This window comes from Pelagibacterium lacus, assembly GCF_003345525.1.
GTDB lineage: Bacteria > Pseudomonadota > Alphaproteobacteria > Rhizobiales > Devosiaceae > Pelagibacterium > Pelagibacterium lacus.
Window position 1 is genome coordinate 39,445 of the sequence record NZ_QQNH01000011.1, and the last position, 20,875, is coordinate 60,319.

The window sequence follows — 20,875 nt, forward strand, 5'->3', positions numbered from 1 at the left end:
GATGAGTGTCCGCGATCAGATCGAGGCTACCCTCACCGAAGTGTTCGCGCCGACTACGCTGGAGGTGATCGACGATTCCGAGCGCCATCATGGGCACGCAGGATGGCGGGAAGGGGGCAATACCCATTTCCGCGTGACGATCGCCAGCCCGCGCCTCGATGGCCTCTCCCGCGTCGAACAGCACCGGGCCGTCAACGCGGCCCTCGCCGATCAGTTCTCCGCCGGCCTGCACGCCCTCGCCATCAAGGTCATGGCTTCGCAATAGGCGGCTCGGCCGGCGAGACGCGAAGCTGGGTGATCCGGTTGTGCGCCTTGCGCAACACCTTGAAGCGCAGGTCGTGAAAGGTGAATTGCTGGCCCGCATCGGGGATCAGCTTGGCTTCGTGGATGACCAGCCCGGCGACGGTGGTCGCTTCCTCGTCGGGCAGGTGCCAGTCCAGGGCCCTGTTGAGGTCGCGAATGGGGAGCTGCCCGTCGATGATATAGGCACCGTCGGCCTGTTTGCGAACCCCGGCGATCACCGTGTCGTGCTCGTCGGCGATATCGCCGACGATTTCCTCCAGAATGTCCTCGAGCGTGATCAGGCCCTGCATCTCGCCATATTCGTCGATGACGATGGCGAAGTGCAGCTTGCGCTTGAGAAAGGCGTTGAGCTGGGTCTGGGCCGGGGTGGTGTCGGGTACGAACCAGGGCTTGAGGGCGATCTTTTCCGGGTCGACCAGGCTGAAATCGCCCCCCGCCTTCTGGATGGCCCGCAACAGGTCCTTGGCGTGGACGATGCCGACGATATTGTCCTGCTGGCCCTTGTAGAGCGGCACGCGGGTGAAGGGACTGTCGAGGATGGCGGCGATCAGCGCGTCGGTGGGCGTCTCCGCATCCAGAGCCAGCATGCGGGTGCGGTGCACCATCACGTCGGAGACTTCCAGCTCGCGCAGGTCGAGAATGCCCCCGAGCATGTCGCGGTCGTCCTTGACCACCCCGCCCTCGGAGTGAAGGAAATCCACAGTACCGCGCAATTCCTCATGGCCGGAAATATCCTTGACCTTGTCGGGATCGAGACGGAACAGGCGCAGGATGAAATTGACGATCGCCTGAACGGTGAGCGTGAGCGGGGCGAAGACGATCACCACCAGGCGGATGATGGGCGCGACCGCCAGGGCAAAACCGTCGGGGCGGAGCAGGGCGAGGGTTTTTGGCAGCACTTCGGAAAAGATCACCACCGCCGCCGTCATGGCAAGCGTTGCATAGACGATCCCCGCCTCGCCGAAAATCTGGATCAGCACCGAGGCCGCGAGCGTGGAGGCCAGGATGTTGACGATGTTGTTTCCCAAAAGGAGAGCGCCGATCAGCCTTTCCTTTTCCACCGTCAGCTTTTCGACGAGGCTTGCACGTTCATTGCCCGCCCTTGCGAGTTGGTGCATGCGGGCTCGCGAGGCCGCCGTCAGAGCGGTCTCGGACCCGGAAAAGAAAAAGCTCATCGCCAGAAGCGCGACGATGGCCATAAGCGGCAACCATAGGGAAGCGTCCATTTAGCGCATGTCCTCGAGAAATGCCGAGACCGCGGCCGGGTCCACATTTCTTTCGATGAACGCCTTGCCGATGCCGCGGGTCAGGATGAAAGTGAGCTTGCCGCGCGAGACCTTCTTGTCCTGGGCAATGGCGTCCATCAGCGTTTCGGTGGGGGCGAGGTCTCCGGGAATATCGGCCAATGTCGTCGGCAGGCCGGCGTTTTTCAAGTGCGCCTCGATGCGTCCGGTGTCCTGCGAGGGGGCCAGGCCGAGACGGGCGGAAAAGCGGTGGGCCAGCGCCATGCCGATCGCCACGCCCTCTCCGTGCAGCAGGCGGTCGGAATAGCCGGTGACCTTTTCCAGCGCATGGCCGAAGGTGTGGCCGAGATTGAGCAGGGCCCGGTCGCCGGTTTCCCTTTCGTCGGCGGTCACCACGCGCGCCTTGGCGGCGCAGGCGCGGGCGATCGCCTCGGCGCGGGCCGGGCCGCCATGGGCGATCTCGTTGAAATTGGCCTCCAGCCAGAAGAAGAAATCCTCGTCGTCGATCAGCCCGTATTTCACCACCTCGGCATAGCCGGCGGCGAAATGGCGCGGCGACAGCGTTTCGAGCGCCGAGAGGTCGGCCAGCACGAGGCGCGGCTGGTGGAAGGCGCCCAGGAGGTTCTTGCCGTGGGGGGAATTGATGCCCGTCTTGCCCCCCACCGAGGAATCGACCTGGGCCAGAAGCGAGGTCGGGACCTGCACGAAATCCATGCCGCGCCGGGCGATGGCGGCGGCAAAGCCCGCCAGATCCCCGATGACGCCGCCCCCCAGCGCGATCAGCAGGTCGTTGCGCTCGAGCCGCGCCGCCAATACGGCCTCGGCGACGGTGTGGAGCCTATCCCAGGACTTGCTGGCCTCTCCGGCCGGGACCACGATTTCTGTATGCATCAGCCCCTTGGCGTCGAGGGATCGCAGCAGCCGGGGCAATTGCGCGGCGGCGACGTTCTCGTCGGTGACGATGCCGAACCGCGCGCCGGGAAACATCTCGGCGAGATGCTCGCCGGCGCTGTCGATGGCGTCGGGGGCGATCACGATGTCATAGGCGCGCTCCCCCAGCGGGACATGGACGGTGTGGAGAGGCGGATGTTGCAGGCTCATGGGGCGTCGGGGCTCGCAAGATGGTGGTCGAGGGCGATGAGGATGTCGGCGACGACCACCTCATGGGGAACGTCGCGCGAGGCGATGGTGATGTCGGCGAGGCCGTAGATGGGATAGCGGGAATCGATCAGGGCCTTGAGCGTGCCCTTGGGATCGGCGGTCTGCAGCAGCGGGCGGGTCGGGCGCTTGGAGACGCGGGCGAACAGGATGTCGAAATCGGCCTTGATCCAGACCGAGATGGCCATGTCCTTGATGTTGGCGCGGGTTTCGCCGTTGATGAAGGCGCCGCCGCCGGTGGCGATGACGCCCCTGTGCTCGCGCAGCAGCCGGGCGATGACCCGCGCTTCGCCGGCGCGGAATTCGGCTTCGCCGCGAGCGGCGAATATTTCGGGGATCGGCATGCCGGCGGCGGTCTCGATCTCGGCGTCCGAATCCACGAAGCCGAGGCCCAGCCGGCTGGCGAGACGCCGGCCGACCGTGGTCTTGCCCGCCCCCATCATGCCGACCAGGACGATCGGCCGCCCGCCCAGGCGATCGAGAAGCCGGGCCGTGTCGATCGTCTGGTCGCTCAATTGCGGGTTCTGCCCCATGCTCTGGTCCCGGTGGTCGCGTGCGACCGGTTCAAGCCTCTGACGCGATCCGTGTCAAGCGCACCGGACTTGCCCCATGCGGGCAAATCTGGAAAAACAGGGGCAATCGGGAGACTATCGACCCATGCCCACCCTGTTCCGGCTGCTCGTCGCCATCGCCTTTTTCGCCGGGCTCGCCTTTGCCGGCATGTTCGCGCTGTCGGTGATGGTTCAGCCGACCGAGCGCGAGGTGACGGTGCGTATTCCCGCCCGCGACCTGCTGCCGGATGCACGCGCATGAAGGAGGGCCATCTGATCGAGGCCTTTCTCGAGATGATGAGCGCCGAGCGCGGGGCGGCGGCCAACACCATCGAGGCCTATCGCGGCGATCTTCTCGACTATTTCGGCTTTCTCGCCCGGGAGGGCCGGCTGGCCACCGCCGCGCGGCGTGAGGACGTCGCGGCCTATGTGGCTTCGCTCAAAGAAGCTGGTCTTGCCGCCAGTTCGGCGGCGCGGCGGCTGAGCGCGGTCCGGCAGTTCCACCGCTTTCTGGTGGGCGAAGCCATCGCCGGGGAGGACCCGACCCGCATCGTCTCGGCTCCCAAGCCGGGGCGTGGCCTGCCCCGCGTGCTCTCGGTCGCCGAGGTCGACCGGCTGCTCGATCTGGCCGAGGCCGAGGCGGCGGGCGGCGGGGAAAAGGAAATCCGCCTGCATGTGCTGCTCGAGCTTCTCTATGCCACCGGCATGCGGGTGAGCGAATTGGTCGCGCTCGAGACCCGGGCGGTGGTGCGCGAGGCGGGCTATCTCACCATTCGGGGCAAGGGCAGCAAGGAGCGCATGGTGCCCATGGGGGACAAGGCGCGCGATGCGCTTTTCGCCTGGATCGATGCCGGGGAAAAGGGACGCTATGTCTTTCCGGCCGCCGGGGCGGAGGGCTTTCTGGCCCGCCAGGTTTTCGCGCGTGATCTCAAGGCTCTGGCGGCGCGGGCCGGGCTGCCGGCGGCCAAGGTCTCCCCGCATGTGCTGCGCCACGCCTTTGCCAGCCACCTGCTCGAAAACGGCGCCGATCTGCGGGTGGTGCAGATGCTTTTGGGCCATGCGGACATCTCGACGACCCAGATCTATACCCATGTTCTGGACGCGCATTTGCGCCGTCTGCTCGAAACCCACCACCCGCTGGCCGAAGGGAGTTCTTGACAAGGGCAGGGGCAAACGACACTTTCCCGCCACTTTGGACCCATAGAGGCGGGGCGCGAACACGTCCGCGGGGCTTGAATCCGCAGCCTGTTTGGCCGTTACTGACAGCGGGGCTGCATCTTGTGCATGCGGCGGGGCTCAACACCAGAAGAGAAGGTCGTCCGGATCGGGCGGAGTGCATGCAGTCATATCTTGATTTCGAAAAGCCGGTCGCCGAACTCGAAGGCAAGATCGCCGAGCTCAGATCCCTCGCCCAGACCGACGAAGCGGTCTCCATCGGCGACGAGGTGACCCGCCTGCAGCAGCGGGCCGAGGAAGCGCTGAGGGACGTCTATAAAAAGCTCACCCCCTGGCAGAAGACGCAGGTCGCGCGCCATCCGCAGCGCCCGCATTTCTCCAACTATCTGAGGTCTCTGGTCACCGAATGGACGCCGCTGGCCGGGGATCGCAAATATGCGGAAGACCCGGCGGTGCAGGCCGGCTTCGGGCGCATCGACGGCATTCCGGTCGCCATTCTCGGCCAGGAGAAGGGCAATGACACCGAAAGCCGGCTCAAGCATAATTTCGGCATGGCGCGGCCCGAGGGCTATCGCAAGGCGGTGCGGATCATGGACATGGCCGACCGCTTCGGCCTGCCGGTAATCTCCTTCGTCGATACCGCCGGCGCCTATCCCGGCATCGGCGCCGAGGAGCGCGGCCAGGCGGAAGCCATCGCCCGCTCGACGGAGAAATGCCTCGAGATCGGCGTGCCCAATCTCTCGATCATCATCGGGGAAGGCGGCTCGGGCGGGGCGATCGCCATCGCGGCGACCAACAAGGTCTTGATGCTGGAGCATTCGGTCTATTCGGTGATTTCCCCCGAGGCCGGGGCGTCGATCCTGTTCCGCGACGCCGGCAAGGCCCAGGACATGGCGGCGGCGCAGAAGATCACGGCGCAGGATCTCCTGGGCCTCAAGGTCATCGACGGCATCATCGAGGAGCCGGTGGGCGGCGCCCATCGCCATCCCGAGAAGGTGATGGCCGACACCAAGGCCGAGATCGTCGCCTTCCTCGGCCAGTATGATGGCCTGGGCCCGCTCGAGATCCGGGAGCTGCGACGGGAAAAATTCCTCGCCATCGGCACCAATCTCGCCTGACCTCGCAGAAAATTCATTGCAAAACGCATTAAATTTGTGACGATTGCCGGCAAGACCTTACCGGACATTAACCCTGCCATGCCAAGAGTGGGGCGGTTTGGGAGGTTTTGGGCAATTTAGGGTCAGGGCATCTATGCTCCGCAGGGTTTTCGTCGCCGTCTTTGCGCTTGTTTTTGCAGGCATTCTCGCCTCGTGTTCTCCGCTGGAGGGCGATGGGCGCCATCTCGTCCCGCTCTCGAACAGCGCCAAGGTGCGGCTTGCCAGCATGGGCTCGTCGCCCGGCGCCGCCATGATGGTGCGCATCTTCAAGCAGGAATCGGTGCTCGAAGTCTGGAAGCAGACCAGCGACGGTCGCTACAAGCTGTTCAATTCCTACGAGATCTGCACCTGGTCGGGCGAGCTCGGTCCCAAATTCTATGAGGGCGACCGGCAGGCGCCCGAGGGGTTCTATACCATCACCCCGGGGCTGATGAATCCCAACTCCAACTATTACCTGGCCTTCAATCTGGGCTTTCCCAACAAGTTCGACCGGGCGCATGGGCGTTCCGGTAGCCATCTGATGGTGCATGGGGCCTGCTCGTCGGCCGGCTGCTATGCCATGGAAGACGACCAGATCGCCGAGATCTACGCCTTGGCGCGCGAGGCGTTCACCGGCGGCAACCGGTCCTTCGAAGTGCAGATCTTCCCCTTCCGCATGACGCCGCAGAACCTCGCCGCGCATCAGTCGAGCCCGCATATCGGGTTCTGGAACAATCTCAAGGAAGGCCACGACTTCTTCGAGGTCGCCAATATGCCGCCGGCCTGGGATGTGTGCGACGGGCGCTATGTGTTCCGCCAGCCTTCGGCGGCCAGCGCCGCGGCGTCCATGGCCGGGCAGTGCCCGGCGGTGACCGCCGACCAGCGGATCGTCTCGGCCTTCATGGACCGGCAGGCCACCGATCAGGCGGCACTGACCAGCGCCATTACAAGGCTGGCCGATGCGGAACAGGCCTCGGCCCTGGCCGAGCAGCGCCGGATCAATGCCCAGGCGGAGATGACGGCGCGGAGCGAAGCCATCGGCGGGTTTTTCGATGCCATCTTCAGCCCGTTCGGCGGGGGCACCCAGCAGACCGCGGCGGTGGAGACCCCGGCCCAGCCGTGAACACAGCCTATAGCAGGTCGCAGAGCGGCGCGATCAGCGGCTCGTCGGCCGGGGGCATGGGGTAGTCGCGCAGGGCTTGCGGACGCACCCATTTGAGCGCCGCATGCTCCCTTGCGACGGGGATGCCCTGCCATTTGCGGCAGACATAGAGCGGCATCATCAGGTGCCAGCCGTCATAGGAATGGCTGGCAAAGCTCAAGGGGGCGAGGCAGGCCGATTGCGTCTCGATCCCCAGCTCCTCGGAAAGCTCGCGGATCAGCGCCGCCTCGGGGGTTTCCCCCGGCTCGATCTTGCCGCCGGGGAATTCCCACAGCCCGGCCAGTTGCTTGCCTTGCGGCCGCTGGGCGATGAGGACGCGCCGGTCGGCATCGACCAGCGCGCAGGCAACCACGAGGACAATCTTCATTGGGGCAGGACCTTCGTCGGGCGGCGATAGTGATAGGGGTAGCGGAAGGTGAAGCCCAGGGCGAGATAGAGGCCGATGGCCGGGCTGTTGCTGCCCTGCACCTGCAAGGCGGCGTGCGCGGCGCCGTTTTCGGCGCCCCAGCTCAGCCCGCTGGCCATCATGCGCCGCCCCAAGCCTTCGCCGCGCCGGCTGGCGGCCGTCACCACGTCATAGAACATCACGACACCGCCGGTCTGCACGCAGAGGAGCGAGGCGGCGGGGGCGCCGTCATCGGCAAACAGCACGATGCCGCAGGCCGGGGATCGGATGGCCCCGAGGATGGCGGTGAAGGTTTCGAGGGTTGCGCTGGCAAAGCCCTGCAAGGCCGCCTGGGCGGCGAGGAAAGCCGGATCGGTGGCGTCGAACAGCCGGGCGGCGGGGTCGAAGCCGGCGGTTTCCCCGACCGGGGTGGAGAGAACCAGGCTGGTATCGGTCTTTTCCCACGCCTCGGCCTCGAGGGCGGCCAGGGTGTTCCTGCCGGTCAGCGGGGTGACGCGGAACAGGGGCGGCAGGTCATGCTCGGCATAGGTCGCGGCCAGCCGGGCGATCCGCTGGGCAGCGTTATCGTCATCGGCGGGGTCGAGGCACCAGATGGAATTGGCCCGCCCGGAAAATCCCCTGGTATAGCGGGCCACCCAACGGCCATCGGAAAGCGAATCCAGCGCCGGCCAGCTGATCAGCGCGGCGTCCTCGATTTCGGCGACCGAAAGCACCGATCAGCTCCGATAGCTGCCATTGATGTCGATATAGCCATGGGTGAGGTCACAGGTGTAGACGCTCGCCTCGCCGGTCCCCAATCCCATGTCGACGGTTATGGCGAGGTCCTGGCCCTTCATGTAAGCGCTGGCCGCCTCTTCGGAATAGTCGGGCGCGCGCTCGCCATTGCGGGCGACGGTGATGTCGCCGAAGGCGATGGTGAGCCTGTCGCGATCGGCGGGCTGGCCGGCCTTGCCCACCGCCATCACCACGCGCCCCCAATTGGCGTCTTCGCCGGCGATCGCGGTCTTGACCAGCGGGCTGTCGGCAATGGCGCGGGCGATCTTTTCGGCGCTCTCGTCGCTCTGGGCGCTTCGGACGGTGATCGTCACGAACTTGGTGGCGCCCTCGCCGTCGCGCACCACCTGCATGGCGAGTTCGAACAGCACGTCGCCCAGCGCCTGGCCAAAGGCCTCGGCGCGCGGGTCGTCGAGGTCGGTGATCGGGTCGATGGCGGCCTTGCCGGTGGCGAAGGCCAGCAGCGTGTCCGATGTCGAGGTGTCGCTATCCACGGTGATGGCGTTGAAGCTGGTGCGGTTGTGCCGGGCGAGCAGCGCCTGCAGCACCGGGGCGGCGATGGGCGCGTCGGTGAAGACGAAGGACAGCATGGTGGCCATGTCCGGCGCGATCATGCCCGAGCCCTTGGCGATTCCGGCAATGGCGATTTCGGTGCCGTCGATATCGAGCCGCGCCTCGGCCAGCTTGGGGAAGGTGTCGGTGGTCATGATGGCCCGGGCCGGCCCCATCCAGGGCGCGTCGGCGAGTTCGCCGGCAAGGCGCTGCAGGACGCCGTCGAATTTTCTGGCGTCGAGCGGTTCCCCGATCACCCCGGTCGAGGCGAGAAACACCTCATCGGGCCGGCAGCCCACCGCCTTGGCGGCGATCTCGGCGGTCAGGCCGACCGCTTCGATGCCCTTGAGGCCAGTAAAGGCATTGGCATTGCCCGAGTTGACCACCAGCGCGCGGGCGCTCCCGGCGGGAAGCTGGGCCCGGCACCAGTCGACGGCGGCGGAGGGGCAGAGCGAGCGGGTCAGGACCCCGGCCACCACGGTGCCCGGATCGAAGACGGCTAGCAGAACGTCAGTGCGGCCCTTATAGCGGATTCCCGCCTCGGCCGTGGCAAAGCGCACCCCCGCGATGGCAGGCGGCACGGCATGGGTCTGCGGAGCGAGGGGAGAGACGGGCAGGGCCATGAAAGGGAGACCTTGGCAGGAGAAAACGGGACCTTTCGTGTGCCTCAAATGCCATGGCCGCGCAAGGGACTCCTGTGCGCGGGCATCAATGAAAAACCCCGGCGATGGGGCCGGGGTTCTCCAGTGTGCGGGGCGGGTTTTAAGCCGGGATCAGATGCCGCCCTGGGCCTCGACGGCGGCGGCCAGATCGGCGTCCTCGATGGAAATCTCGATATCGGCCCGGATCTCGTCGATCGCCGCTTCATAGCTCTCATAGAGCACCTGCTGGGCCACTTGCTGGCGCACCTGCTCGAGCGGGGGCGCTGCGGACATGCGGCGGTCTTCGAGCTTGATCAGGTGCCAGCCGAACTGGGACTGCACAGGCTGGGACAGCGCGCCGACCTCAAGGGCAAAAGCGGCTTCCTCGAATTCGGGGACCATCATGCCGGAGCTGAAATAGCCCAGGTCGCCGCCCGTGGCGCGGGTGCCGTCGGTGCCGTATTCGGCGGCGGCGTCCTCGAAGCTCTTGCCGTCCTCGATCTCGGCCCGGATGCGGCTGGCTTCCTCCTCGGACTCGACCAGGATGTGGCGGGCGCGCACTTCCGGCTCGGCGACATACTCGGCGGCCAGTTCGTCATAGGCCGCCTCGATGGCTTCGTCGGTCACCCGGGTCTCGACGATCTGGTTGAAGAATTCGCGGCGCAGGGCCTGGTCCTCGAGATAGGCGAGGCGCTTCTGGAAGTCCGCGCTCTCGGCCAGCCCGTCCTCGCGGGCCGCGCCGGCCATGAGCTTCATGTCGATCAGCACGGTGAGCAGGAAGGCCCGGCGCTGGTCGGCGGGCACCGATTGCAGCTCGGCGGCCAGTTCCTCGGCGGCGAGCACCAGGTCGCCCTCGGTGATCTCGGACGCGCCGACCGTGGCGATGACCGTGGCGGGGTCGAGCGCGGCGGGGGCTTCGCTGGCTGCCGGCGCCTCGGGGGCCTGGGCCAGGGCGGGCGTTGCTGCCAGCGATACCGCCAGCACGGCCGGCAACAGCGCGGCGCGCAGGAACTCGACCGCCGGAGCGGCGATTTTGAACGACATGACGAGGTCTCTCCTTGGTTGTGCGATCGGGTCCCCCCGGCCCGAACCCATCGTCAGCGGAAGCGTTTAAGCCCGGACTTTGGCGCAGGTTTGGCGGATTTTGGCAACGTTGACAACCCTCGGTGGCCCTCTTACATCTCCTGCCGACAGTTTTCCCGCGCCTGGCGGCTCCGATGCCGGCCCGGTTGTCCCGGCTCGGTCCGGCCCAACCGGTTGACCGGCTTCCGCCAGCCCCTGCGCCCAATGACAGGTTCTAAGGACACAATCCATGGCTCTTGCTGCATTCGCCAAGAAGTTTTTCGGCTCGGCCAATGATCGGCGCGTCCGCCGCTATCAGGCCAATGTCGATGCCATCAACGCCCTGGAAGCGGAATACGAAAAGCTCTCGGACGACCAACTCCGGGCCAAGACCGAGGACTTCAAAGCCCAATTGGCCAAGGGCGCCAAGCTCGCCGATCTCATCGTCCCGGCCTTCGCCACCGTGCGCGAGGCGTCCAAGCGCACCCTGGGCATGCGGCATTTCGATGTGCAGCTCATCGGCGGCATGGTGCTCAACGGGCGCGCCATCACCGAAATGCGCACCGGCGAGGGCAAGACGCTGGTCTCGACGCTGGCCGCCTATCTCAACGCCCTCGAGGGCAAGGGCGTGCATGTGGTGACGGTCAACGACTACCTGGCCGGGCGCGACGCGGCATGGATGGGACGCATCTACGAATTCCTGGGCCTCAGGGTCGGCACCATCGCCCACGGCATGTCCGATGCCGAGCGCAAGGCGGCCTATGACGCCGACATCACCTATGGCACCAACAATGAATTCGGCTTCGACTATCTGCGCGACAACATGAAATATTCCCGCGCCCAGATGGTGCAGCGCGGGCATCACTACGCCATCGTCGACGAGGTGGACTCGATCCTGATCGACGAGGCGCGCACGCCGCTGATCATTTCGGGGCCCTCGCAGGACCGCTCCGAGCTCTACAAGTCGATCGACGCCTATATCCCCCTCCTCACTGAGGAGGACTATACCATCGACGAGAAGCACCGCGCGGCGAGCTTCACCGATGAAGGCATCGAAAAGCTCGAGGAGATCCTCACCCGCGACGGGGTGATCAAGGCCGGCTCGCTCTACGACATCGACAATGTCTCCATCGTCCACCACCTCAATTCGGCGCTCAAGGCGCACAAGATCTTCTCGCGCGACAAGGACTATATCGTCCGCAATGACGAGGTGGTGATCATCGACGAGTTCACCGGCCGCATGATGCCGGGCCGGCGCTTCTCCGAAGGGCTGCACCAGGCGCTCGAGGCCAAGGAGAACGCCAAGATCCAGCCGGAAAACCAGACGCTGGCCTCGATCACCTTCCAGAATTATTTCCGCCTCTACGAGAAGCTGGCCGGGATGACCGGCACCGCCGACACCGAAGCGTCGGAATTCGCCGACATTTACGGGCTCGACGTGGTGACCGTGCCCACCAACCTGCCCATCGCCCGTATCGACGAGAACGACCAGATCTACCGCTCGGTGGAGGAAAAGTTCGAGGCGATCACCGACGAGATCGTCGCGTGCCGCAAAAAACGCCAGCCGGTCCTGGTCGGCACGACCTCGATCGAACGCTCCGAGATGATCGCGGACTTCCTCAAGAAGAAGGGCATCAAGGACGTGGCGGTGCTCAACGCCCGCCATCACGAGCAGGAGGCCGAGATCATCGCCAGCGCCGGCGTGCCCGGCGCGGTGACCATCGCCACCAACATGGCCGGGCGCGGCACCGACATCCAGCTCGGCGGCAATCTGGACATGCGCGTCACCAAGGAGACCGAAGAGCTCGAAGGCGAGGCGAAAGACAAAAAGATCGCCGAGATCAAGGCCGATATCGCTGAAAAGAAGCAGGAAGCGTTGGCCGCCGGCGGCCTGATGGTGATCGGCACCGAGCGCCACGAATCGCGCCGCATCGACAATCAGCTGCGCGGCCGTTCCGGACGCCAGGGCGACCCCGGCCGTTCGAAATTCTTCGTCTCGCTACAGGATGACCTCATGCGGCGCTTCTTCCCCGAGCGCATGGAAAAGATCCTGACCTCGCTGGGGCTCAAGGATGGCGAATCGATTTCCGACGGCATGGTGACCAAGGCCATCGAGCGGGCCCAGACCCGCGTCGAGGCGCACAATTTCGATATCCGCAAGAACATTCTCAAATACGACGACGTGATGAACGATCAGCGCAAGGTGATCTTCGAGCAGCGTCTCGAACTGATGGATGCGGAAAACGTCGCGGAAACCATCGCCGACATGCGCCATGACGTGGTGGATTCGATCATCGCCAAATCCTGCCCGGACCGCTCCTTCCCCGAACAGTGGAACATCGAGCAGCTCGGCGCCGCCTGCAAGACCTATCTGGGCATCGAGCCGCCGCTCGCCGCCTGGGTGGACGAGGAAGGCATGGATGTGGAGGAATTGCGCACGCGCCTCACCACCATGGCCGATGAATATGCCGCTGCCAAGACGGCGCGCGTGGGGGCCGAGACCATGCGCCAGATCGAGCGCAGCATCGTGTTGCAGTCGATCGACGGGCTGTGGCGCGAGCACCTGATCACCCTCGACCATCTCTCCAAGGTGGTCGGCTGGCGCGGCCTCGCCCAGCGCGATCCGCTCAATGAATACAAGCAGGAAGCCTTCGAGCTGTTCTCGCAATTGCTGACCAATCTGCGCGAGCTGGTCATCACCCAGATGAGCCATTTCGAACTGCGTCCGGCCCCGCCCCAGGCCCCCGATCCCAGCCAGCTGCGTGCCTCCCACGCCGATCCGGTGACCGGCGAGAACGAGGTGGCCGATGCCCCGCAGGGCGAACTGACCCCCGAGCAGATGGCCAATACCCGCCGCAACGATCCGTGCCCCTGCGGATCGGGCAAGAAGTTCAAGCATTGCCACGGGGCGTTCTGACGCTCTAGCGAACGGCCGGACCCGGGAAATCGGGTCCGGCCGTTTCAGCTTGACTTGTCTCCCAACACGTCGCGCAGGCTCTTTTTCGCCGAACCCGGCCGCAGCGGTTTTTGCTGGATGGGGTCGGGCGCCCAGCCCGATAGCCAGAGGATTTCCAGCGTGGCGCGCACCCGACCGTCCGGATCGCCATAGCGCTGTGCGTAGATCTCGGCGGCGCGCATCAGATGCCGTGGGGTCAGCATGCGCCCGTCCCGTTCGGTCAGCGGATTGGTGACGCCGAGGGCGCGCAGTTCGTCGAACAGGGCGAGTGGGGACGCGTAGCGCACCGTATGGGTCTCGAGGTCGGTCACCGGCAGGGCGAAACCGGCGCGTTGCAGCAGGCTGCCGGCATCGCGCACATCGATCATGGGGGCGACGCGCGGGGCGACCCCGCCGAGGATTTCCACATCGGCCGCGAGGAAGGCGTCGCGCAATTCGGTGAGCGTCCGCCCGCCGATGGCTGCGGCGATCATCAGCCCGTCCGGCGCCAGGTGGCGCTGCAGGCGCTCGAGGAAGCCGGGCACGTCATTGACCGTCTGCAGGTCGAGCAGCGAGACGATCAGGTCATGATCGGTGCGGGGCAGGACGAGGTGCTCGGGATCGACGCGCGGATAGCCTTTGATATCGAGCAGGGTCGACATCGGCGTCAACGCCACCGGGCCTTCCGCCGAGTGGATGGTGGAGGGCAATAGGCGCGGGTCCGGGCCCATGACAAGCGCCGTCCCGAAGCGGCGGGTGATCGGGGCCAGGCGGTCGGCGAGGTCGTCAACCACCAGCCGGGTGACGAAATCGGCATTGCCGTCGCGCCGGGCGAGATTGATGGCGAGCCTTTGGCGATCGAAGACGAGGGGCGGCTGGGTCATGGCGGTCCATATGGCGCCCCTGGCGGCGCCGTGCAATGATCCCGCCTTATGGAGAGTGAGCCCGTCCTTGTCAAAACGGCTGTGTCGGCCGGCCTGCGCGCCCGCGTAGCGTCGCTGGGCCTATTGGCGCTCGACGTGGTGTTCCCGCCGGTCTGTCTTGCCTGCCACGAGGCGGTGGCCTCGGCCGATGGATTGTGCGTGGGCTGCTGGGGCCAGTTGGTGCCGATTTCCGCCCCGCTCTGCCCGGTGCTCGGCCTGCCCTTTGCCGCCGATATGGGGGCGGGCGCGGTGTCGGTGGCGGCCATCGCCCATCCACCGCCCTATGACCGGGCCCGTTCGGCGGTCGCCTATACCGACCTCGCCCGGCGGCTGGTGTCGATGATGAAATATTCCGACCGGCCGGAAGTGGCGCGCTTCTGCGCCCGCCTCATGGCCAATGCCGGGCGTGATCTTCTCGGCCACGATGCGGTGCTGGTGCCGGTTCCCCTGCATCGGCGCCGGCAGCGCTGGCGGCGCTACAACCAGTCGGCCGAACTGGCCAGGGCGCTGGCAGGGCTTGCAAATCTGCCTCTGGTTACCGATCTGGTGATACGGCATCGCAATACGATCCAGCAGGTCGGGCTCAATGCCGGCCAGCGCGCCCGCAATGTCGAGGGCGCGTTCGGCGTCGATCCGGGTGGCCTGCATCGTTTGGCGGGGCGGCGCATCGTCCTCGTCGACGATGTGCTGACCACCGGCGCCACCGTCTCGGCCATTGCCCGCCTGCTGAGGCGTAAAGGCGCGGGGGCGATCGATGTTCTGAGCTTTGCTCGCGTTGTTTTCGACGCGGATATGACAATATAACTGTCTCAAACGGTACAGGAGCCAGCAGATGACCAAGGTCGAGATCTATACGACCCCGACATGCCCTTATTGCCACGCCGCCAAGGCGCTGCTCGGCGACAAGGGCGTTGCCTTCGAGGAGATCATCGTGCTCGATCCGGCCCTGCGCGCGGCGATGACCCAGCGCGCCCATGGCCGGCGCACGGTGCCGCAGATCTTCGTCGGCGAAACCCATGTGGGCGGCTATGACGATCTGGCGGCCCTTGAACGCCAGGGCAAGCTCGATCCCCTGCTCGAGGGAGCGGCCTGACCATGGTGTCCGTCGCTCTGGTGCAGATGACTTCGGGCCTCGAACCCGAGGCCAATCTGGCCGAAATCGAGATGCGGGTGGCCGAGGCGCGGCAGGCCGGGGCGGGCTATGTGCTCACGCCGGAAATGAGCGTCGTCTTCGCTGAGAGCCGGGACGGGCTGCGCCAGCGGGCCGGGGGGTGGGACGGCAATCCCGCCCTTGAGCGGCTGGCCGGCATGGCGCGCGCCAACCGGCTCTATCTCCATATTGGCTCGCTGGCCGTCGCGCTCGATGACGGGCGCTTCGCCAACCGCTCGGTGCTGTTCGATCCGGCCGGCGCTATCGTTGCGACCTATGACAAGATCCATCTTTTCGACGCCGACCTGCCGGGCATCGATGCCTATCGCGAAAGCGCCACCTATGCGGGGGGCGGGCAGGCGGTCGTCGCCGACGCGGGAGCGTTCCGGCTCGGCTTTTCCATCTGCTACGACATGCGTTTCGGCGCGCTCTACCGGGCACTGGCCCAGGCGGGGGCCGATGTGATCGCCGTGCCGGCCGCCTTTACCGTGCCCACGGGCCGGGCCCATTGGCACGTGCTCCTGCGCGCCCGGGCCATCGAGACGGGCTGTTTCATCCTCGCCGCGGCGCAGGGCGGGCAGCACGCCAATGGCCGGGCCACCTATGGCCATTCGCTCGTCGTCGCCCCCTGGGGCGAGGTGATCGCGGAGGCGAAAGGCGATGCGCCGGGGCTGGTGATGGCCGATCTCGACCTTGACGCGGTTCGCACGGCGCGGCAAAGGGTGCCCGCTCTGGTCAATGGCCGCGATTTCGCGGCGCCTGCAACCCAAGGACAAGGATTTTCAGGGTGATCCAGTATACGCTCACCTGCGAAGCCGGACACAGGTTCGACGCCTGGTTCAAGAATGCCGCCGCCTATGACGAGCAGGCCGAACGGGGCGTTCTGACCTGCCCGGTGTGCAATTCGTCCAGCATCGAAAAGGCGCTGATGGCGCCGGCGGTGTCGACGCGCGAGGAAAAGGTCTCGCTGTCCAGCAGCCATCCCGACCATGTGCGCCATCTCGCCGCCTTGCGCCAATTACGCCGCAAGATGACCGAACATGCCGACTATGTCGGCGACAAATTCGCCGAAGAAGCGCGCAAGATCCACTATGAGGAAGCCGAGGCACGCGGCATTTACGGCGAGGCCAGCCGGGATGACGTATCGAGCCTCATCGAGGAAGGCATCGACTTCATGCCCCTGCCCAGCATCCCCGACGAGCATAATTAATCCCGGGGTTTCTCCAGCAGCACCATATAGTTGACCGCCATATCCGGGCTCTTGCCCCATTGGTTTTTCAATGGGTTGAAGCTCACCCCCGTCTTGTCGATGGCGCGCATGCCGTGGCGCGCGGCGATCGAGGTGATCTCCTCGGGCGTCACCAGCTTTTCATACTGGTGCGTGCCCTTGGGCAGCCAGCGCAACACGCGCTCGGCGCCGACGATCGCCAGCGCATAGGCGCGGGCGGTGCGGTTGATGCTGGCGACGAACATCAGCCCGCCCGGCTTGACCAGACTGCAGCAGCTTTCGAGATAGAGCGGAACGTCGGCCACGTGCTCGATCACTTCCATGTTGAGGACCACGTCGAACTGTTCGCCGACCGCGGCGAGGGCCTCGGAGGTGGTGGCGCGGTAGTCGATTTCGAGGCCCGACTGCTCGGCGTGCAGACTGGCGATCCCGATGTTCTTTTCCCCGGCATCGGCGCCCACCACATCGGCTCCCAGCCGCGCCATGGGCTCGCACAGCAGCCCGCCGCCGCAGCCGATATCGAGCAGGCGCAGGCCCTCGAAGGGGCGCAGGGCCGTTTCGCTCAGCCCGAAATGGGCGATCACCTTCTCGCGGATATAGCCCAGCCGGACCGGGTTGAACTTGTGCAGCGGCTTGAACTTGCCATTGGGGTCCCACCACTGGGCGGCCATGTCGTGGAACTTTTCGATCTCGTCGGGGCTGATCGTGGTGCTCATCGCTTCATCCTTTTCCGGCTTTGCCACAGGTGGCGCCCGGCGGGCGGCAAGTCAAGCAAAGCCTCGTCGCCCATTGCAAACGATATTGCCAGCGGGCCCGCTTTGTCGTAACTCAGCGCCGAAAACCGTACTTGTGGTTACGGCAAGTCCCTCTGTGCAGGACCATCGCCATGGCGCGTATTGTAATGAAATTCGGCGGCACCTCGGTCGCCAATGTCGAGCGCATCCGGCAGGCGGCCCGCCACGTCAAACGCGAGGTCGAGGCTGGCCACGAGGTCGCGGTGGTGGTGTCGGCCATGGCCGGCAAGACCAATGAGCTGGTCGGCTGGTGCACCGAGGCCTCGCCCATGCACGACGCCCGCGAATATGACGCGGTGGTCGCATCGGGCGAACAGGTGACGGCGGGGCTGATGGCCATCGTACTGTCGGACATGGGGGTGCAGTCGCGCTCCTATGCCGGCTGGCAGGTGCCGATCCGCACCGATGACAGCCATGGCTCGGCGCGCATTACCGACGTCGATCCCAAAAATCTCGACGAGCGCATGAGCTCGGGCTGGGTGCCGGTGGTGACCGGCTTCCAGGGCATTTCCGACAAGAACCGCATCACGACGCTGGGCCGGGGCGGGTCGGACACGTCCGCTGTGGCCGTGGCCGCCGCCGTCAAGGCCGACCGCTGCGACATCTATACCGATGTGGACGGCGTCTACACCACCGATCCGCGCATCGCTCCCCGGGCCAAGCGGCTCGAACGGGTATCGTTCGAGGAAATGCTCGAAATGGCCTCGCTGGGCGCCAAGGTGCTCCAGACCCGCTCGGTCGAACTCGCCATGGCGCAGGGCGTGCGGCTGGTGGTGCGCTCGTCTTTCGAAGACCCCAATGCTGGCGATGCTCCGGGCTCGGAGTGGGGCCAGACCGGCACGCTTGTGTGCGATGAGGAAGAGATCATGGAAAAGCAGATCGTTTCGGGCGTCACCCTTGCACGGGCGGAAGCCAAGATCACCCTGCGCAAGGTCAAGGACAAGCCCGGCGTCGCCGCCTCGGTGTTCGGGCCGCTGGCCGATGCCCGCATCGTCGTCGACATGATCGTGCAGAACATTTCCGATGACGGGCAGATCACCGACATCACCTTCACCGTGCCCGACAGCGAATTCGACAAGGCCATGAAGGTGCTCAAATCCGCCCCCGATCTCGAATACGAATCGATCTCGGGCTCCAAGGGCGGCGCCAAGATCTCGGTGATCGGGGTCGGCATGCGCAGCCACGCCGGCGTCGCCGCCTCGATGTTCCGGGCCCTTTCCGACAAGGGAATCAACATCCAGCTCATCACCACTTCCGAGATCAAGACCTCGGTGCTGATCGATGAGGAATATGCGGAGCTTGCAGTTCGCGCGCTCCATACCTATTACGGACTGGACAAGGCCGACGCGCAATAGGCTCGGCCTCCAGGCAACAACAGGCGGAGAGCCCGCCGGGCGAGCAGCTATGGTGACAGCGATTGGCGGACCGCGCATTCTGTTGCGCCAGCTGCGCGAAACCATGGCCGAACCCTTGGCCAGCCAGGATCGCCTCGATAAGATCGTCGACCTGATCGCCGCCAATATGCGCGCCGATGTGTGCTCCTTCTACGTCCTGCGCGACGATGGCGCGCTGGAATTGTTCGCCACCCACGGCCTGCGGCGCGACGCGGTCCACGTCACCACGCTCCGCCTGGGCGAGGGGCTTGTGGGCCTGATCGCCAACGAGGCCGAACCGCTCAGCCTCCAGAACGCCCCCGAGCATCCCGCCTTCGCCTACCGGCCCGAGACCGGCGAGGACCCGTTCTTTTCCTTCCTCGGCGTGCCGGTGCTGCGGGCCGGGCAGACGCTGGGGGTGCTCGTCGTCCAGAATTCCGAACGCCGGGTCTATGGCGAGGACGAGACCGAGGCGCTGCTGACCACGGCGACGCTGATGGCCGAGATGATCTCGACCGCAGATTTCGATGCGCTCATCACCCCGGGCTCCGATATCGACGTGCGCCGGCCGCGCATGTTCGATGCGGTGGCGTTTTCCGAGGGCATCGCGCTGGGCCAGGTGGTGCTGCACGACCCGCGCGTGGTCGTTACCAATTTCGTCGCCGACGATACCGATGCGGAAAAGCACAAGCTCGAGGAAGCGCTCAAGACCATGCGCGTCTCCATCGACGAACTGCTCAATTCGGGCGACATGCAGATCGCCTCGGACCACCGCGAGATTCTCGAAAGCTACCGCATGTTCGCCCATGACCGGGGCTGGGTGCGGCGGCTCGAGGAGGCGATCGATTCGGGGCTGACGGCTGAAGCAGCGGTCGAGCGGGTCCAGAACGACACCCGGGCCCGCATGCTGCGCCAGACCGATCCCTATATTCGCGAGCGCCTGCACGATCTCGACGACCTCGCCAACCGGCTCCTGCGCATCCTGATGTCGGATGGCAGTCCTTCGGCGCGGGAATTGCCCGACAATGCCGTCCTGGTCGCGCGCAATATGGGCCCGGCCGAACTGCTCGAATACGACCGGACCAAATTGCGCGCCGTGGTGCTCGAGGATGGGGCGGCCACCGCCCATGTGGCCATCGTCGCGCGCTCGGTCGGCATCGTTGCCGTGGGGCAGGCGGAAAACGTCGTCTCCATGAGCGAGAATGGCGACGACATCATCGTTGACGGGTTCACCGGCGCCGTGCATCTGCGCCCCACCCCCGATATCGAGGCGGCCTATATCGACAAGGTCCGGCTGTCGGCCAAGCGGCGCGCCCATTACGCCGCGCTCAAGGATACGCCCCCCATCACCCGGGACGGGACGCGCATCGCGCTGCTGCACAATTCCGGCCTTCTGGCCGACATGCCGATGCTGGAGGAAACCGGGGCGGACGGCATCGGCCTGTTCCGCACCGAATTGCAGTTCATGATCGCCAGCAAGATGCCGCGGGTCAAGGAGCAGGTCGAGCTCTATTCGGAGGCCATGCGACTGGCGGGCAGCCGCCCCATCGTCTTCCGCCTGCTCGATATCGGCGGCGACAAGGTGGTGCCCTATATGCGCTCCATGGCCGAGGAAAATCCGGCCATGGGCTGGCGCTCCCTGCGGCTGGCCCTCGACCGGCCCGCCCTGTTGCGCACCCAGGTGCGCGCGCTGCTGCAGGCCGCTGCCGGCGGGCCGCTGCGCATTCTCGTGCCCATGGTCACCGAGACGGTGGAATTCCTCAAGGTCAAGCGCTTCATCCTGCGCGAGGTCGAGCGATTGCCGCGCCTGGGGTTCGAACGGCCCGAAACCCTTGAGATCGGCGCGATGATCGAGGTGCCCTCGCTGCTGTTCGAGCTCGACCATCTCCTCCCCCAGACCGATTTCATTTCCATCGGGTCGAACGACCTCATCCAGTTCCTCACCGCCGCCGATCGGGCCAATCCGCGCGTCGCGGGCAATTACGACGCCATTGCCCGGCCGCGCCTGCGGGCCTTGAAACGCATCGTCGATGCGGCGGCGAAGTTCGACAAGCCGGTCACCATGTGCGGGGAACTGGCCGGCCGGGCCGTCGAGGCGCTGGCCCTCCTGTCGATCGGCATGACGCGGCTCTCCATGGGGGCGTCCTCCATCGGCCCCATCAAGGAAATGGTGCTCGGGGTTGACCTCGGGCGCCTGAGGGCCGAAATGAGCGACTATCTCGAAAATGGCGATACGGACGGGTCGGCGCGCGAAGTGCTCACCGAATTCGCCGAGCGCCATTCCATTCCGCTCTAGGGTCTCGACCC

The 20,875-nt window shown here is 65.8% G+C and carries 21 protein-coding genes; 12 read left to right on the forward strand and 9 right to left on the reverse strand.

Features of this window, described 5'->3' with window-relative positions; genetic code table 11:
- Position 1 precedes the first annotated feature (1 nt).
- Entirely contained in the window at positions 2–265 is a 264-nt protein-coding gene (locus DVH29_RS09540) for a BolA family protein (protein WP_114645951.1), read from the forward strand.
- Here DVH29_RS09540 and DVH29_RS09545 read toward each other — a convergent pair.
- From DVH29_RS09545 to DVH29_RS09555, 3 genes are read right to left on the reverse strand one after another with little or no spacing between them, the layout of a single operon-like run.
- Entirely contained in the window at positions 249–1,529 is a 1,281-nt protein-coding gene (locus DVH29_RS09545) for an HlyC/CorC family transporter (RefSeq protein ID WP_114645952.1), read from the reverse strand. The genes DVH29_RS09540 and DVH29_RS09545 overlap by 17 nt on opposite strands.
- Positions 1,530–2,648: a 3-dehydroquinate synthase gene (gene aroB, locus DVH29_RS09550; RefSeq protein WP_114645953.1), complete on the reverse strand. Its 1,119-nt coding sequence runs from the start codon at positions 2,646–2,648 to the stop codon at positions 1,530–1,532.
- On the reverse strand, positions 2,645–3,238 hold the full coding sequence (locus DVH29_RS09555; RefSeq protein WP_114645954.1) for a shikimate kinase: 594 nt from the start codon (positions 3,236–3,238) through the stop codon (positions 2,645–2,647). The genes aroB and DVH29_RS09555 overlap by 4 nt, the downstream gene beginning before the upstream one ends.
- Positions 3,239–3,314: 76 nt before the next feature.
- On the opposite strand from DVH29_RS09555, the gene DVH29_RS09560 reads away from it, so the two are divergent.
- The 4 genes from DVH29_RS09560 (at position 3,315) to DVH29_RS09575 (ending at position 6,691) form a co-directional block, all read left to right on the forward strand.
- Positions 3,315–3,518: a histidine kinase gene (locus tag DVH29_RS09560; protein ID WP_439331620.1), complete on the forward strand. Its 204-nt coding sequence runs from the start codon at positions 3,315–3,317 to the stop codon at positions 3,516–3,518.
- On the forward strand, positions 3,515–4,414 hold the full coding sequence (locus DVH29_RS09565; protein ID WP_114645956.1) for a site-specific tyrosine recombinase XerD: 900 nt from the start codon (positions 3,515–3,517) through the stop codon (positions 4,412–4,414). Before DVH29_RS09560 ends, DVH29_RS09565 begins: the two co-directional genes overlap by 4 nt.
- A 179-nt stretch (positions 4,415–4,593) precedes the next feature.
- On the forward strand, positions 4,594–5,550 hold the full coding sequence (locus tag DVH29_RS09570; RefSeq protein ID WP_114645957.1) for an acetyl-CoA carboxylase carboxyltransferase subunit alpha: 957 nt from the start codon (positions 4,594–4,596) through the stop codon (positions 5,548–5,550).
- A 133-nt stretch (positions 5,551–5,683) separates the two neighbouring features.
- Entirely contained in the window at positions 5,684–6,691 is a 1,008-nt protein-coding gene (locus tag DVH29_RS09575) for a L,D-transpeptidase family protein (protein WP_114645958.1), read from the forward strand.
- Positions 6,692–6,698: 7 nt separating this feature from the next.
- Here the strand turns inward: DVH29_RS09575 and DVH29_RS09580 are convergent, their stop codons facing one another.
- The 4 genes from DVH29_RS09580 to DVH29_RS09595 form a co-directional block, all read right to left on the reverse strand.
- Positions 6,699–7,097 (reverse strand): (deoxy)nucleoside triphosphate pyrophosphohydrolase, encoded by a 399-nt coding sequence (locus DVH29_RS09580; RefSeq protein WP_114645959.1) that lies wholly within the window; start codon positions 7,095–7,097, stop codon positions 6,699–6,701.
- Positions 7,094–7,849 (reverse strand): GNAT family N-acetyltransferase, encoded by a 756-nt coding sequence (locus tag DVH29_RS09585; protein WP_114645960.1) that lies wholly within the window; start codon positions 7,847–7,849, stop codon positions 7,094–7,096. Before DVH29_RS09585 ends, DVH29_RS09580 begins: the two co-directional genes overlap by 4 nt.
- Positions 7,850–7,852: 3 nt before the next feature.
- A complete protein-coding gene (argJ, locus tag DVH29_RS09590; RefSeq protein WP_114645961.1) occupies positions 7,853–9,085 on the reverse strand; it encodes a bifunctional glutamate N-acetyltransferase/amino-acid acetyltransferase ArgJ in 1,233 nt (410 codons plus the stop codon).
- Between the two features lie 150 nt (positions 9,086–9,235).
- A complete protein-coding gene (locus tag DVH29_RS09595) occupies positions 9,236–10,147 on the reverse strand; it encodes a peptidylprolyl isomerase (protein ID WP_158541624.1) in 912 nt (303 codons plus the stop codon).
- Between the two features lie 268 nt (positions 10,148–10,415).
- Between DVH29_RS09595 and secA the strand changes: the two genes are divergently transcribed.
- Complete coding sequence (gene secA, locus DVH29_RS09600; RefSeq protein ID WP_114645963.1) at positions 10,416–13,082, forward strand: preprotein translocase subunit SecA; 2,667 nt, start codon at positions 10,416–10,418, stop codon at positions 13,080–13,082.
- A 44-nt stretch (positions 13,083–13,126) separates the two neighbouring features.
- Here secA and DVH29_RS09605 read toward each other — a convergent pair whose 3' ends face one another.
- On the reverse strand, positions 13,127–13,984 hold the full coding sequence (locus DVH29_RS09605; protein WP_114645964.1) for a methyltransferase domain-containing protein: 858 nt from the start codon (positions 13,982–13,984) through the stop codon (positions 13,127–13,129).
- Between the two features lie 48 nt (positions 13,985–14,032).
- On the opposite strand from DVH29_RS09605, the gene DVH29_RS09610 reads away from it, so the two are divergent.
- From DVH29_RS09610 to DVH29_RS09625, 4 genes are read left to right on the forward strand one after another with little or no spacing between them, the layout of a single operon-like run.
- Positions 14,033–14,827, forward strand: a complete 795-nt coding sequence (locus DVH29_RS09610) for a ComF family protein (RefSeq protein WP_114645965.1) — start codon at positions 14,033–14,035, stop codon at positions 14,825–14,827.
- Positions 14,828–14,855: 28 nt separating this feature from the next.
- Positions 14,856–15,116: a glutaredoxin 3 gene (gene grxC / locus DVH29_RS09615; protein WP_114645966.1), complete on the forward strand. Its 261-nt coding sequence runs from the start codon at positions 14,856–14,858 to the stop codon at positions 15,114–15,116.
- Between the two features lie 2 nt (positions 15,117–15,118).
- A complete protein-coding gene (locus tag DVH29_RS09620) occupies positions 15,119–15,964 on the forward strand; it encodes a carbon-nitrogen hydrolase family protein (protein ID WP_114645967.1) in 846 nt (281 codons plus the stop codon).
- Entirely contained in the window at positions 15,961–16,383 is a 423-nt protein-coding gene (locus DVH29_RS09625; protein ID WP_114645968.1) for a DUF1178 family protein, read from the forward strand. The genes DVH29_RS09620 and DVH29_RS09625 overlap by 4 nt, the downstream gene beginning before the upstream one ends.
- Here DVH29_RS09625 and ubiG read toward each other — a convergent pair.
- The gene (gene ubiG / locus DVH29_RS09630; protein ID WP_114645983.1) at positions 16,380–17,117 is read right to left on the reverse strand and encodes a bifunctional 2-polyprenyl-6-hydroxyphenol methylase/3-demethylubiquinol 3-O-methyltransferase UbiG; all 738 of its coding nucleotides are present in this window, start codon (positions 17,115–17,117) and stop codon (positions 16,380–16,382) included. The two genes, DVH29_RS09625 and ubiG, sit on opposite strands and share 4 nt — an antisense overlap.
- 170 nt (positions 17,118–17,287) lie before the next feature.
- Here ubiG and DVH29_RS09635 point away from each other — a divergent pair, with 170 nt between their 5' ends.
- Positions 17,288–18,550, forward strand: coding sequence for an aspartate kinase (locus DVH29_RS09635; protein ID WP_114645969.1), 1,263 nt, complete (start codon positions 17,288–17,290; stop codon positions 18,548–18,550).
- A 49-nt stretch (positions 18,551–18,599) separates the two neighbouring features.
- Positions 18,600–20,864, forward strand: coding sequence for a phosphoenolpyruvate--protein phosphotransferase (gene ptsP, locus DVH29_RS09640; protein WP_114645970.1), 2,265 nt, complete (start codon positions 18,600–18,602; stop codon positions 20,862–20,864).
- Positions 20,865–20,875: the final 11 nt, after the last annotated feature.

Coding starts and splice junctions, on each gene's coding strand:
- aroB (WP_114645953.1), bottom strand. CDS start 2,648: ATGAGCCTGCAACATCCGCCTCTCCACACCGTCCATGTCCCGCTGGGG.
- DVH29_RS09580 (WP_114645959.1), bottom strand. CDS start 7,097: ATGAAGATTGTCCTCGTGGTTGCCTGCGCGCTGGTCGATGCCGACCGG.
- argJ (WP_114645961.1), bottom strand. CDS start 9,085: ATGGCCCTGCCCGTCTCTCCCCTCGCTCCGCAGACCCATGCCGTGCCG.
- secA (WP_114645963.1), top strand. CDS start 10,416: ATGGCTCTTGCTGCATTCGCCAAGAAGTTTTTCGGCTCGGCCAATGAT.
- DVH29_RS09610 (WP_114645965.1), top strand. CDS start 14,033: ATGGAGAGTGAGCCCGTCCTTGTCAAAACGGCTGTGTCGGCCGGCCTG.
- DVH29_RS09560 (WP_439331620.1), top strand. CDS start 3,315: ATGCGGGCAAATCTGGAAAAACAGGGGCAATCGGGAGACTATCGACCC.
- grxC (WP_114645966.1), top strand. CDS start 14,856: ATGACCAAGGTCGAGATCTATACGACCCCGACATGCCCTTATTGCCAC.
- DVH29_RS09570 (WP_114645957.1), top strand. CDS start 4,594: ATGCAGTCATATCTTGATTTCGAAAAGCCGGTCGCCGAACTCGAAGGC.
- DVH29_RS09575 (WP_114645958.1), top strand. CDS start 5,684: ATGCTCCGCAGGGTTTTCGTCGCCGTCTTTGCGCTTGTTTTTGCAGGC.
- DVH29_RS09565 (WP_114645956.1), top strand. CDS start 3,515: ATGAAGGAGGGCCATCTGATCGAGGCCTTTCTCGAGATGATGAGCGCC.
- DVH29_RS09635 (WP_114645969.1), top strand. CDS start 17,288: ATGGCGCGTATTGTAATGAAATTCGGCGGCACCTCGGTCGCCAATGTC.
- ptsP (WP_114645970.1), top strand. CDS start 18,600: ATGGTGACAGCGATTGGCGGACCGCGCATTCTGTTGCGCCAGCTGCGC.
- ubiG (WP_114645983.1), bottom strand. CDS start 17,117: ATGAGCACCACGATCAGCCCCGACGAGATCGAAAAGTTCCACGACATG.
- DVH29_RS09620 (WP_114645967.1), top strand. CDS start 15,119: ATGGTGTCCGTCGCTCTGGTGCAGATGACTTCGGGCCTCGAACCCGAG.
- DVH29_RS09605 (WP_114645964.1), bottom strand. CDS start 13,984: ATGACCCAGCCGCCCCTCGTCTTCGATCGCCAAAGGCTCGCCATCAAT.
- DVH29_RS09555 (WP_114645954.1), bottom strand. CDS start 3,238: ATGGGGCAGAACCCGCAATTGAGCGACCAGACGATCGACACGGCCCGG.
- DVH29_RS09595 (WP_158541624.1), bottom strand. CDS start 10,147: ATGTCGTTCAAAATCGCCGCTCCGGCGGTCGAGTTCCTGCGCGCCGCG.
- DVH29_RS09540 (WP_114645951.1), top strand. CDS start 2: ATGAGTGTCCGCGATCAGATCGAGGCTACCCTCACCGAAGTGTTCGCG.
- DVH29_RS09545 (WP_114645952.1), bottom strand. CDS start 1,529: ATGGACGCTTCCCTATGGTTGCCGCTTATGGCCATCGTCGCGCTTCTG.